Origin of the sequence: Microvirga sesbaniae (assembly GCF_025460805.1) — a bacterium.
GTDB classification, from domain to species: Bacteria; Pseudomonadota; Alphaproteobacteria; order Rhizobiales; family Beijerinckiaceae; genus Microvirga; species Microvirga sesbaniae.
Genome location: NZ_JAMXFJ010000005.1, coordinates 199,888 through 211,867, shown reverse-complemented (window position 1 = coordinate 211,867; position 11,980 = coordinate 199,888). Strand labels below are relative to the sequence as shown.

The 11,980-nt window shown below is 64.9% G+C and carries 10 protein-coding genes; 8 read left to right on the top strand and 2 right to left on the bottom strand.

The window, feature by feature from the left end:
* Nucleotides 1–19 precede the first annotated feature (19 nt).
* Nucleotides 20–1,120 (bottom strand): branched-chain amino acid ABC transporter substrate-binding protein, encoded by a 1,101-nt coding sequence (locus OCW50_RS10560; protein WP_262297468.1) that lies wholly within the window; start codon nt 1,118–1,120, stop codon nt 20–22.
* A 458-nt stretch (nt 1,121–1,578) separates the two neighbouring features.
* On the opposite strand from OCW50_RS10560, the gene OCW50_RS10555 reads away from it, so the two are divergent.
* The 6 genes from OCW50_RS10555 (at nt 1,579) to OCW50_RS10530 (ending at nt 9,046) form a co-directional block, all read left to right on the top strand.
* On the top strand, nt 1,579–2,895 hold the full coding sequence (locus tag OCW50_RS10555) for an ABC transporter substrate-binding protein (protein WP_262267938.1): 1,317 nt from the start codon (nt 1,579–1,581) through the stop codon (nt 2,893–2,895).
* 64 nt (nt 2,896–2,959) lie between these two features.
* On the top strand, nt 2,960–3,883 hold the full coding sequence (locus OCW50_RS10550; protein ID WP_262267937.1) for a carbohydrate ABC transporter permease: 924 nt from the start codon (nt 2,960–2,962) through the stop codon (nt 3,881–3,883).
* 9 nt (nt 3,884–3,892) lie between these two features.
* On the top strand, nt 3,893–4,714 hold the full coding sequence (locus OCW50_RS10545) for a carbohydrate ABC transporter permease (protein WP_262267936.1): 822 nt from the start codon (nt 3,893–3,895) through the stop codon (nt 4,712–4,714).
* Between the two features lie 14 nt (nt 4,715–4,728).
* On the top strand, nt 4,729–5,862 hold the full coding sequence (locus tag OCW50_RS10540; protein ID WP_262297467.1) for an ABC transporter ATP-binding protein: 1,134 nt from the start codon (nt 4,729–4,731) through the stop codon (nt 5,860–5,862).
* Nucleotides 5,863–5,885: 23 nt separating this feature from the next.
* Complete coding sequence (locus OCW50_RS10535) at nt 5,886–7,568, top strand: GMC family oxidoreductase (RefSeq protein ID WP_262297466.1); 1,683 nt, start codon at nt 5,886–5,888, stop codon at nt 7,566–7,568.
* Nucleotides 7,565–9,046: a mannitol dehydrogenase family protein gene (locus OCW50_RS10530; RefSeq protein WP_262297465.1), complete on the top strand. Its 1,482-nt coding sequence runs from the start codon at nt 7,565–7,567 to the stop codon at nt 9,044–9,046. Before OCW50_RS10535 ends, OCW50_RS10530 begins: the two co-directional genes overlap by 4 nt.
* A gap of 7 nt (nt 9,047–9,053) precedes the next feature.
* On the opposite strand, the gene OCW50_RS10525 is transcribed toward OCW50_RS10530, so the two are convergent.
* Nucleotides 9,054–10,091 carry an NAD(P)-dependent alcohol dehydrogenase gene (locus tag OCW50_RS10525; RefSeq protein ID WP_262297464.1) on the bottom strand — a complete coding sequence of 346 codons (1,038 nt, stop codon included), beginning with the start codon at nt 10,089–10,091 and terminating at the stop codon, nt 9,054–9,056.
* 618 nt (nt 10,092–10,709) lie between these two features.
* On the opposite strand from OCW50_RS10525, the gene OCW50_RS10520 reads away from it, so the two are divergent.
* On the top strand, nt 10,710–11,117 hold the full coding sequence (locus OCW50_RS10520) for a DUF1236 domain-containing protein (RefSeq protein ID WP_262267931.1): 408 nt from the start codon (nt 10,710–10,712) through the stop codon (nt 11,115–11,117).
* A gap of 371 nt (nt 11,118–11,488) precedes the next feature.
* The gene (locus tag OCW50_RS10515) at nt 11,489–11,980 is read left to right on the top strand and encodes an RNA polymerase sigma factor (RefSeq protein ID WP_262297463.1); all 492 of its coding nucleotides are present in this window, start codon (nt 11,489–11,491) and stop codon (nt 11,978–11,980) included.

Below are 11,980 nucleotides of genomic sequence, written 5' to 3'. Positions count from 1 at the left end.
TAAGCGCATCGCCCCTCCCTTACTCCAGGGGAACATACCGGTCGCTCCGCCAGATGAACCATTCGAAGCCGGGCTGCCGGACATCGCCCTTGTCGTCGAATCCGACCCGGCCGAGAATCGTGTCGAACTCGTTGCCGCGCAGGGCATCGATGACGCTCTTGGTTTCCGTGGATCCAGCCCTCATGACCGCCTGGGCCCAGGCCTGAACGGCGCCGTAACTGTAGAGCGTGTAGCCTTCAGGTTCGAAGCCCTGCCGGCGGAAGCGCTCGACCACGGGTGCGGCCACGGGGCTGCGCCGCGGGTCCCGGAAGGACGTGAAGAGGGTGCCCGTGCCGGCTTCTCCCGTGACCTGCACGAAGGCTTCGCTCGCGATCCCGTCCCCGGACACCAGCTGCAAGGGGTAGCCGTCCTCGCGCGCACCCCGGATGAGCAGGGCGGCTTCACGGTAATAGCCGCCGAAATAGGCGACCTCGATCCCGGCGGCCCGCAGTTTTGCGATCAGCGCAGAATAATCGTTCTGCCCGGGCACGAGGGTCTCGAACATGGTCTCCGTGACGCCATGCTTGTGGAGCTGGCGGCTCGTCTCTTCGGCGAGGCCCTTGCCGTAGACGGAGTCGTCATGGACGATGGCGATCCTGGCGTCTTTCCATCGCGCGGCCAGGAAGTCGCCGGCGATGGCCCCCTGCTGATCGTCGCGCCCGCAGATCCGGAAGGTATTGGTTCTCCCCTCTTCGGTGAGGCGCGGATTGGTCGAGGCGGGTGTCATCTGGACGATGCCGGCCCGCGCATAGATCGCGGCGGCCGGGATGGACGCGCCCGAGCACTGATGCCCGACGACAAACGACACCCTGGCGGCAACAAGGCGTTGCGCGGCGGCGATCGCCTGAGCGCTGTCGCATGCATCGTCGACGGAGATGAGCGTGATCGGCTGGCCGAGAAGGCCGCCCGCGGCGTTGATGTCGGCGATCGCCATCTCGACGCCCTGCTGCTGCTGCTCTCCCTGATAGGCGTTGGGGCCCGTCAGCGCGCCCGCCATGCCGATCAGAATCTCTCCGTGAGCTGCAGCAGCGCTCATCGCGCAAACGACGGCAATGGAAAGACCCCGCAGAAGCCCTCTCATGGCGACCCTCCAACCCGGGTGCATCTTTGGAGTGTCGGCGGCTGACGGCGAGAGACAAGATTACGTCGAGGCGGGGCTTGGCTTCTAGAAAGTCCTGACGGCCCCGGCATCCTCCGCGAACCAAGAACGCCTTCCACCGGCAGCATCAAGTTACGCTCCAGTTTGCATACTAAACGATCTGGCAACAGGGGTCGATTGCCATTCACCGTCTGCCCAAAGGAGGTAGGCGAGAAGGGATGCGTGGCGGCGGCTTTATCTAGGCACGCCGGGCCGCACGGCAATTCCCCGCAAGAGGTAAATCACACAATAGAAACACCCAAGCAAATTTCATGATAAAACTTGATGTATACCAGGGAGGCGCAAGCTTGCTATGAGTAATTGACGGCCATTACTGGCCGTGCCAGCATTCATTCTTATAACGAATAACAATCCAGAACAGCTTCCATCGGGAGGATGCAATGCAGTTGAGGCAGCTTTCGCTAGTGTCTGCGGCAGTTTGGATTGCGGGCACGGGTCTGGCCCTGGCCCAGGGTCAGACCTTGACAATCGCAACGGTCAACAATGCGGACATGATCATCATGCAGCGCCTGTCACCCAAATGGGAGCAGGCGACGGGCAACAAGCTGAACTGGGTGGTGCTCGAGGAGAACGTGCTGCGCCAGCGTGCGACCACCGACATCGCCACCAAGGGCGGGCAGTTCGACATCATCACGATCGGTTCCTACGAGGCGCCGATCTGGGGCAAGCAGAACTGGCTCGTCCCCTTGAACGATCTCGGCGCCGATTACGATTACGCCGATATCATTCCGTCGGTGATGAACGGCCTGTCCTACGACGGCAAGCTTTATGCCGTACCGTTCTATGCCGAAAGCTCATTCACCTTCTACCGCAAGGATCTGTTCGATCAGGCGGGCATCAAGATGCCCGACAAGCCCACCTACGACCAGATCGCGGAATATGCCGCCAAGCTCACCGACAAGTCGAAGGAACAGTACGGGTTCTGCCAGCGCGGCAAGCCCGGGTGGGGCGAGAACATGGCCTTCGTCGGCCCCATGGTGAATGCCTTCGGCGGGCGCTGGTTCAACGAGAAGTGGGAACCCCAGCTGACGACCGAGCCGTGGAAGAACGCGATCAACTACTACGTCAAGAACATGCGGGAATACGGCCCCCCGGGCGCGACGGCGAACGGGCATAACGAGAACCGCGCCCTGTTCGCCACAGGACATTGCGCCATGTGGGTCGATGCCACGTCGGCTGCGGGCTACATCTACAACCCGAAGGAAAGTCAGGTCGCGGACAAGACCGCCTTCACGGCCGCGCCGGTGGAGGTTACGAGCAACGGATCGGGCTGGTTCTGGGCATGGGCGCTCGGCATCCCGGCCTCCTCGAAGAAAGTCGATGCCGCCAAGTCCTTCGTGAAATGGGCGACCTCCAAGGAGTACATCACTCTGGTGGGCGGCGAGTCCGGCTGGGTGGCCGCTCCTCCCGGCACGCGCAAGTCCACTTATGACAACCCGGAGTACCAGAAGGCGGCGCCCTTCGCGAAGGTCGTCTATGACGCCATCGTCAATGCCGACCTAACCAAGCCGACCAAGGATCCGGTCCCCTATATCGGCATCCAGTATGTGGCCATTCCCGAGTTCCAGGGCATCGGCACGGCGGTCGGGCAGCAGATCGCGGCCGCCTTGGCCGGCCAGACGACCGTCGAGCAGGCCCTGGAGACGGCGCAGCGCTCGACCGAGCGCACGATGAAACAGGCAGGCTATCCCAAGTAAGCCGATCGCCATGCAACCGGCGGGCCCGTGATCCGCCGGTTGCTCTCCAGTCGCGAGGATCGCAATGGCGAGCACCACCACGACCGTCTCCGTTCCCGGCGCCACGGCTCCTGCCGGGAGACGCAGCCAGCGCAACGTCAGAACCCTGCCGCTGATCGCCCCGTCCGTGATCATCCTCTTCCTCTGGATGATCGTGCCGCTGGTGATGACGCTCTGGTTCTCGTTCCAGTACTACAACCTTCTCGACCCGTCGGTCGGCGGCTTCGCGGGTTTCGAGAACTACACCTTCCTGCTCACCGATCCGTCCCTCTGGACGGCAATGGCCAACACGCTCTTTCTCGTCTTCTGGGTGCTCGTGATCACGGTCGGCCTCGGCACGCTTCTGGCGGTGCTGTTCGACCAGGAGTTCTACGGCCGGAGCATTGCCCGTCTGCTCGCCATCGCGCCGTTCTTCGTCATGCCGACGGTGAGCGCCCTGATCTGGAAGAACATGCTGATGCACCCGGTCAACGGGCTCTTCGCGTTCTTCGCGCGCTCCCTCGGCCTGCCGGCCATCGACTTCTTCGGCAGCTTCCCGCTGACCTCCGTGATCATCATCGTCGCCTGGCAATGGCTGCCCTTCGCCCTTCTGATCCTGCTCACGGCGATCCAGTCCCTCGACAGCGAGCAGAAGGAGGCCGCGCGCATGGACGGCGCAGGTCCCTTCTCGATGTTCTTCTTCATCATCCTGCCCCATCTCGGCCGCGCCATCAGCGTCGTCATCATGATCGAGACGATCTTCCTGCTGTCGGTCTTCGCCGAGATCTACGTCACGACATCGGGCGGCCCCGGGCTTGCCTCGACGAACCTGGCCTTCCTGATCTACCTGCGGGCCCTGCGCGAATACGACGTGGGCGGCGCTTCGGCGGCCGGCGTGATCGCCGTCATCCTGGCCAATATCGTGGCGATCTTCCTGGTCCGGTCGATCGCGAAGAACATCGCCGATTGAGGGGGAGCCATGCATCCCAAAACCCGCGAGAAGCTGATCCTCACACTCGTCGGATGGCTCGCCGCCGGACTGATCTTCTTCCCGATCTTCTGGATGATCCTGACGAGCTTCAAGCCGGAAGTGGAGGCGATCGCAACGCCGCCCAGGCTCTTCTTCACGCCGACGCTGGAGAATTACGTCACCGTCCGCGAGCGGGCCGACTACATCCATTTCGCCATGAACAGCATCATCATTTCCGTCGGCGCGACCCTGCTGGCGACGCTCATCGCCGTTCCGGCCGCCTACGCCATGGCGTTCTTCCCGGGAAAGCGCACGAAGGATCTGCTGCTCTGGATGCTGTCGACCAAGATGATGCCCGCCGTCGGCGTCCTGATCCCGATCTATCTGCTCTTCCGTGACACCGGCGCTATCGATACCCGCTGGGGCCTGATCGTCGTCTACACGCTCATGAACCTGCCGATCGTCGTGTGGATGCTCTACACCTTCTTCAAGGAAGTACCGAAGGACATCCTCGAGGCCGGGCGCATGGACGGTGCGAAGCCGAAGCAGGAGGTCTGGATGCTCCTCCTGCCTCTGTCGCTGCCTGGCATCGCATCGACGGCGCTCCTGTCCATCATCCTGTGCTGGAACGAGGCTTTCTGGAGCCTGAACCTCACCACCTCGCAGGCCGCGCCGCTGACTACGTTCATCGCGTCGTTCTCGGCGCCTGAGGGCCTTTTCTGGGCCAAGCTCTCCGCCGCGTCGACGATCGCCATCGCGCCGATCCTGGTCTTCGGCTGGATGAGCCAGCGCCAGCTCGTGCGCGGTCTCACCTTCGGCGCGGTCAAGTAAACGGGAAACGCAGCATGTCGACGATCGTCCTGAAAGGCATTGAGAAGAGCTACGGCGCGGTGCAGGTCATCAAGGGGGTCGACCTCTCCATCGACGACCGCGAGTTCTGCGTCTTCGTCGGACCCTCGGGATGCGGAAAGTCGACGCTCCTGAGGATGATCGCCGGCCTCGAGGAGATTACCGAGGGCGATCTTCTGATCGACGGGCAGAGGGTCAACGACGTGCCGCCATCCGACCGGGGTCTGGCGATGGTGTTCCAGTCCTATGCGCTCTATCCGCACATGTCTGTTGCGGACAACATGGGGTTCTCGCTGCGGCTCGCCGGCGTGCCCAAGGAGGAGCGGCGCGCCAAGGTGGCGGAGGCCGCGCGCATCCTGCATCTGGACAAGCTCCTGGACCGCAAGCCGAAGGAATTGTCCGGCGGCCAGCGGCAGCGCGTGGCGATCGGCCGGGCCATCGTGCGCAAGCCCAAGGTGTTCCTGTTCGACGAGCCGCTCTCCAACCTCGATGCGGCCTTGCGCGTCCAGATGCGAATCGAGCTGGCCCGTCTGCACGACGAGCTCGCCGCGACGATGATCTACGTCACCCACGACCAGGTCGAGGCCATGACGATGGCGGACAAGATCGTGGTGCTGCAGGGCGGCATCGTCGAGCAGGCCGGCACGCCGCTGGAGCTCTATCATCACCCCAGGAACCTGTTCGTGGCGGGCTTCATCGGCAGCCCCAAGATGAACTTCCTGCCCGCGACGGTCACATCGGTGACGGAAGCGGCGACCACCATCCAGATCGCCGGCGGGGCATCCCTGTCGGTACCGGTCCGGCCCGGGCGCCAGAGGGTCGGCGACGCCGTGACCCTCGGGGTGCGCCCGGAGCACATGCGCCTGGCCGGCGAGGGGGAGATCGCCGGCGAGGTGATGGTCGTGGAGCGCCTCGGCGGCGAAACGTTCCTCTACACCCAGCTCGAGGACGGCACGATGCTGATCGTGCAGGCGGACGGGGAGATTCCGACCGCCGTGCATGAGCGCATCGCGATCAAGCTCGACCCGGCGACCTGCCACCTGTTCGACGGCGACGGACTCGCGCTCGAGCGCGCGCAGAGGCATCCGCTCGCCAATCTGCGTCGGCTGCCGACCCGCAAGGCGAGCTGACGCCTTCCTGCGAGAGGCGGATCATGGCCTCCAGGCGGTTCGATTATATTGTCGTGGGCGGCGGCAGCGCAGGCTGCGTCGCGGCGAGCCGCCTCGTGGCCGGGCACGATGCCCGCGTGCTGCTCGTGGAGGCGGGACGTCGCCGGGTGAGCCCGATCCTGGCCATGCCGGCCGGGTACATGAAGTTTCTCGCCCGGGACACGTATCTCACCATGCACCACGTGCTCCCCCAGGAGCAGCTCGGCGGCCGCGCGCCCATCGTGCCGCAGGCGAGGGTGCTGGGCGGCGGAAGCGCCGTCAACGCCATGGTCTACATCCGGGGACAGGCCGCCGATTACGACGCATGGGACAGGGCCCTGGGCGGAGCCGGGTGGAGCTACGGGGATCTCCTTCCCCATTTCATCCGCCAGGAGGGCAACGATCACCTCGGGGCGCCCTATCACGGGGTGAGCGGCCCGTTGAAGGTGTCCCATCTGGGCCAGCACTCCGCCATGAGCCGCGCCTTCGTGCAGGCCATGCAGGAGAAGGGCGTTCCCTTCACGGCCGACTTCAACGGCGCGCGGCAGAACGGCGTCGGGTTCATGCAGCACACGATCGACTGGGCCACGCGCCGCCGGTGCAGCGCGGTCGACGCGTTCCTGCGGCCCATGCTGTCCCATCCCAATCTGACGGTGCTGACGAACGCCACGGTCACCCGCCTTCGACTGGAAAAGGCGCGCGCGATCGGCGTGGACCTCGCCGGCGCGCCCGGATGGGAGAGTGCCTTCGCCGACACGGAGGTGATCCTCGCGGCCGGCACCTACATGACGCCGAAGCTGCTGATGCTGTCGGGCATCGGTCCGGCCGGCGAACTCTCGCGGCATGGGATCCCGGTCGTCGCCGACCTGCCCGGCGTCGGCCGGAACCTGCAGGATCACCATGAGGTCCCCATCGTGGCCACGACCTCAGGGGCGTTCGGCTATTTCGGCCAGGATCGCGGCCTCGCGATGCTGAGCAGCGGCCTGCAATACATGCTCTTCAAGTCGGGAGCCGTGACGACCACCGGCGTGGAAGCCTGCGCCTTCATCGATCCCGACGGCGGCGACCGGCCGACGATCCAGCTCTATTGCGTCCCGACCGTCTATCTCGATCGCGACGTCTCGGGAGTCGAGCCGACCCATGGGGTGACCCTGAATCCCTGCCTGCTGCGCCCGAAGGCGCGCGGCTCGGTGCGGCTTGCCTCCGCGGATCCCGCGGCACTGCCGCAGGTGGATCCGCAATTCTTCGGTCATCCCGACGACCTGCGCCTGACCATCGCCGGATTGCGCTATGCCCGGGAAGTCCTCACGACGAGCCCTGTCCGGGAGATGGTCACCCGCGAGATCTTTCCCGGACCCGGCACCGCGTCGGATGCGGACCTTGCCGATCACTGCCGCAGGACCGTGAAGACCAACTATCATCCGGTGGGCACCTGCCGCATGGGCGTCGACGGCGATGCCCATGCCGTCGTGACGCCGGATCTGCGGGTTCGCGGCATCGCGGGCTTGAGGATCGTCGATGCCTCCATCATGCCGGCGATCCCCAGCGGCAACACGAATGCGCCCGTGCTGGCGATCGCCGACAAGGCCGTTGACATCATCACGGGACATCGCGGCATAGTCCGTGACCCGGCGGCCGCTCCCGCAAACCGCATCGCTCCCGTGCCCGATCAGGTCCAACCGTCATGACCCAGCGCTTGAATCTCGCCAATCTTTCCCATCTGCCGTCCGGGGTCGCCACGCCGCGATATGCGCGCGACGATCTTCGGGCCGGCATCCTGCATATCGGCGTCGGCAACTTCCATCGCGCCCATCAGGCGGTCTACCTGGACGATCTCTTCAATGCCGGGAAGGATCGCGACTGGGCTCTGGTCGGCGCCGGCATCCGCGCCGGCGACAGGGCCATGCGGCAGGCTCTGGAGCCTCAGGACTGGCTCACCACGGTGGTGGAGCTCGAGCCGGGCGCCAACGTGGCGCGCGTGAGCGGCGCCATGGTGGGGTTCGTGCCCGTGAACGAGGATGGACGCGCCATCGTGACGGCCCTGGACGATCCGGCCCTGCGCATCGTGTCCCTGACCGTCACGGAAGGCGGCTACTGCATCGATCCGGCGACGGGAGCGTTCAATCCGAACCATCCGGACATCGTCCACGACGCCGCCCACATGGATGCGCCGAAAGGGGTGTTCGGCGTTCTCCTGGCCGCGCTCCGGCGCCGCCGCGACCAGGGTCTCGCACCGTTCACGGTGATGTCGTGCGACAACATCCCCCACAACGGGCAGGTGGCGCGCGATGCGGTGGCGGGCCTCGCCGATCTCGTCGACCCGGCCCTGGCCGCCTACGTGCGGGAGCAGGTGGCCTTTCCGAGCAGCATGGTCGACCGGATCACGCCCGCGACCACCGATCGGGAGCGGGCCATCCTGAAGGAGCGCTTCGGCATCCAGGACAACTGGCCGGTCTTCTGCGAGCCGTTCCGCCAATGGGTGCTGGAAGACAATTTCCCGACGGGTCGTCCGGCCCTGGAGGAGGTCGGCGTCACATTCACGCCGCATGTGGCGGCCTTCGAGTTCATGAAGCTCCGGATCCTCAACGGCGGCCATGCCACGATCGCCTATCCGGCAGGCCTCCTGGGGATCCATTTCGTGCATGACGCCATGGCCGATCCGCTGGTGCGCGGCTTCCTCGACAAGCTTGAGACGGACGAGATCATCCCCTGCGTGCCGCCGGTGCCCGGGGTCGATCTCCACGACTATTACGAATTGATCGCCCGGCGCTTCGCCAATCCGGATGTGGGAGACACGATTCCGCGTCTCGCACAGGACGGCTCCAACCGACAACCCAAATTCATTCTGCCCTCGACGCGCGATCGATTGAATGCGGGCGCCGACGTCACGGGTCTGGCGCTCGAATCCGCTCTTTGGTGCCGGTATTGCGCCGGAACGACCGATGCGGGCGAGCCCTTCACGCTCGACGATCCCAATGCCGGCCGCCTGACGGCCGCGGCCTTGGCCGCGAAGGACGATCCGACGTCCTTCCTCGATCTGCGGGACATCTTCGGCGATGTCGCGGATGCGCCGCAGTTCCGATCGCGCTTCGAAGCGTCTTTGGCCGGCCTGTGGCGCGACGGCGTCCGCGCCACCCTGCAGCGCTACCTGGACGGCAGCGCCTGAACCCGGTTCAGCCAGGCATGTCGATCTGCACCTTCACGGAGGCAGGCGGCATGGCCTTGGCGAAATCGAAGGCCTCGACGCTGTCCTTGAAGGCGAAGCGGTCGGTGATCAGAGGCTTCACGTCGATCCGTCCCGATGCGATCATCGCCACTGCCCGCGGGTAGACATGGGCGTAGCGGAAGATGCTCTCGACCCGGACCTCCTTGACCTGTGCCTTGCTCACATCGAAGGCGAACGGCTCGAGCGGAATGCCGACCAGGGCCACTTTCCCGCCCGGACAGACGAGATCGAAGATCTCCGCCATGGCGGGCGGGTAGCCCGAGCATTCGAAGATGACGTCCGCTCCCCAGCCGTCGCTCTCGCGCCTGACGGCGGCCAACAGGTTCTCGCTTCTCACATTCACCGGGACGACGGGACCGAGCTTGCGCGCCATGTGCAGTTTCGGCTCGTGGATGTCGCTTACGATGACGCGGGAGCAGCCGGCAGCCAGGGCGGCCAGGATCGTCATCATGCCGATCGGCCCGGCCCCGATGACGACGGCGAGGTCGCCGGGCTGGACCTGCACCTTGGTGGCCGCGTGGACCCCGACGGCCAGAGGCTCGACCATCGCGCCTTCCGCGTAGGAGACATGGTCGGGAAGCTTGAACGTGAAATCGACAGGGTGGACGACGGTCGGCCGCAGCACGCCGTGCACCGGCGGGGTCGCCCAGAAGCGAACGGCCGGATCGAGATTGTATTTGCCGAGACGCGTCGCGCGGCTCGTCGGATCGGGAATGCCGGGCTCCATGCAGACGCGGTCGCCCGGGCTCAGCTCCGTCACGGCCGACCCGACCTCGACCACCTGTCCTGCCGCCTCATGCCCGAGGATCATCGGTTCCCTGACGACGAAGGGGCCGATGGCTCCGTGCGTGTAGTAATGGACGTCGCTGCCACAGACGCCGACCGTTCGAAGGGCGATCCGCACGTCCCGAGGACCCAGTGTTTCCTCGAGCGCAAAGTCGCGCAAGTGGAGTTCGTCCTTGCGCTCCAGCACCAGCGCTTCCATGACTCACACTCCTCATCGGGCGTTCATTGTGCCTCATCATGGTCGGAGTGCATAGGGTTTCCGAATGCTCGTCCGACGACCCCATCGAGTCTCGAACGGGCAAAGAGCGTCTGCCGCCGATGAGGCGATCACGGGCCTGCATCGGCCCCCGTCGTTCAGAATCGATGACGAGCGTGCACGCGCCCGATCCCGAACCGCAGTCAGGACAATGGCCCTCTCCCGGGCCCGTCGAAAAGCCAAGCTGTGCGGGGCGGATGGCCGGCGGGGTATCCCGGGCGCGCTGGATGCCGGGCCCAATCGACCATGGCCGCCGAGGCCCAGTCTTGGTGCCGGAGCGAGGCTCCCGCCTTTCGCCCTGGGGCGGAAGAAGGTTCGACAATTCGCGTCGCCCGTTTGACGACTTGCGCCCATCCCGCAGCGTCGAAGGGCCGAAGAGATGAACGGAAGGTGAATAGGGGTGCGACGTATACTGTCGAAAGGGCAAAATGAACGGATATTCATCATGATGAACGTGAAAACGCCATCCCGCATCCTGCACGTTGCTTGGAAACTACTTGCCGAATGACGCGTTATCGGTTGCCGGGTGCGAAGCCCGAACGTTCATTCAGGAGTATGATCATGTCGAAGAAGATCCTTCTTGCGGGTGCTGTCCTCGCCTCTCTCGTCCCTGCGGCGGCCTTCGCCCAGTCGGGCGGCGCTGCTGCCGGCGCGGCCACGGGCGCGGTCGGCGGCGCGATCGTCGGAGGTCCGGTCGGTGCGGCTGTCGGCGGCGTGACCGGCGCCATCGTGGGCGGCATCGCCGACCAGCAGCAGCCGGAATTCCGCCAGTACGTGACGACCCAGAGCGTGCCGTCCTACACCTACAAGGAAGAGGTGCGTGTCGGCGCGACCCTGCCTGCGTCCGGCGTGACCTATTACGAGGTTCCGGCCCAGTACAAGGTGAAGGGCTACAAGTACACGGTGGTGAACAACACCCCGGTGCTGGTCGAGCCGAGCAGCCACAAGATCGTGCAGGTCATCCGCTAGGGCTGCTTCCCCTCACGTGGAATCATCTCTCTTTTTGGCCTAGCGGCATTTTCTGACGGTGAACCGGATCCACTTCACCGGAAAATGCTCTAACGACCGCTCCGTCCCGAGTGGAGCATGGGCGGCCCGGATGGGCCGCCCTTTTTCTTGGGTTTTTTCTTGGGTTTTTTTATTGGTTTTCTCTTGGTTTTCTCTTGTGCCGTTTTCTTGGGTCTCTCTCTTGGAGAGGTGGAAACTCGTCTCGCGGACGATATCTTGTTCCGCAGGTAGAGCCGTCGGTCTCCCATCCGGTCCGAGGGCTCCTCTCACGTCGACGGGAATAAATCGGCTCGTTCCTTCGTTATGATGCGAAGAGGCTATGCGGAGCAGGAATGCCGGCAGCCATAGGACAGGAACTGGTGGCGCTTCTGCCCCGGCTCAGGCGCTTTGCGCTTGTGCTTTGCCGTTCGCAGCCCCTGGCGGATGATCTCGTCCAGGGGGCCTGCGAGCGCGCCCTCGCCAATGCAGGCAGCTGGACGCCGGGGACCAAGTTCGATGCGTGGATGTTCCGCATTCTCCGCAACCACTGGATCGATCACCTCCGACGGATGAAGGCTGAAGGCATGACGGAAGATGTATCCCTGCAGACGCAGCTCATCGGGGATCCGGGAGAGGGGCCGATCCTGAGCCGTCTGGTCCTGTCGCAGGTCCAGCGTGCCATCGACAGCTTGCCGCAGGAGCAAAGGGAGGTTCTCGTCCTGGTCTGCGCCGAAGATCTCAGCTACCGGGAGGCTGCCGAGGTCCTGGGGATCCCCATCGGGACGGTCATGAGCCGGCTGGCACGGGCGCGCAGGCGATTGATGGAGATGACGGCTGCCGCCTAG

Coding starts and splice junctions, on each gene's coding strand:
- OCW50_RS10535 (WP_262297466.1), top strand. CDS start 5,886: ATGGCCTCCAGGCGGTTCGATTATATTGTCGTGGGCGGCGGCAGCGCA.
- OCW50_RS10545 (WP_262267936.1), top strand. CDS start 3,893: ATGCATCCCAAAACCCGCGAGAAGCTGATCCTCACACTCGTCGGATGG.
- OCW50_RS10525 (WP_262297464.1), bottom strand. CDS start 10,091: ATGGAAGCGCTGGTGCTGGAGCGCAAGGACGAACTCCACTTGCGCGAC.
- OCW50_RS10550 (WP_262267937.1), top strand. CDS start 2,960: ATGGCGAGCACCACCACGACCGTCTCCGTTCCCGGCGCCACGGCTCCT.
- OCW50_RS10520 (WP_262267931.1), top strand. CDS start 10,710: ATGTCGAAGAAGATCCTTCTTGCGGGTGCTGTCCTCGCCTCTCTCGTC.
- OCW50_RS10515 (WP_262297463.1), top strand. CDS start 11,489: ATGCCGGCAGCCATAGGACAGGAACTGGTGGCGCTTCTGCCCCGGCTC.
- OCW50_RS10555 (WP_262267938.1), top strand. CDS start 1,579: ATGCAGTTGAGGCAGCTTTCGCTAGTGTCTGCGGCAGTTTGGATTGCG.
- OCW50_RS10540 (WP_262297467.1), top strand. CDS start 4,729: ATGTCGACGATCGTCCTGAAAGGCATTGAGAAGAGCTACGGCGCGGTG.
- OCW50_RS10560 (WP_262297468.1), bottom strand. CDS start 1,120: ATGAGAGGGCTTCTGCGGGGTCTTTCCATTGCCGTCGTTTGCGCGATG.
- OCW50_RS10530 (WP_262297465.1), top strand. CDS start 7,565: ATGACCCAGCGCTTGAATCTCGCCAATCTTTCCCATCTGCCGTCCGGG.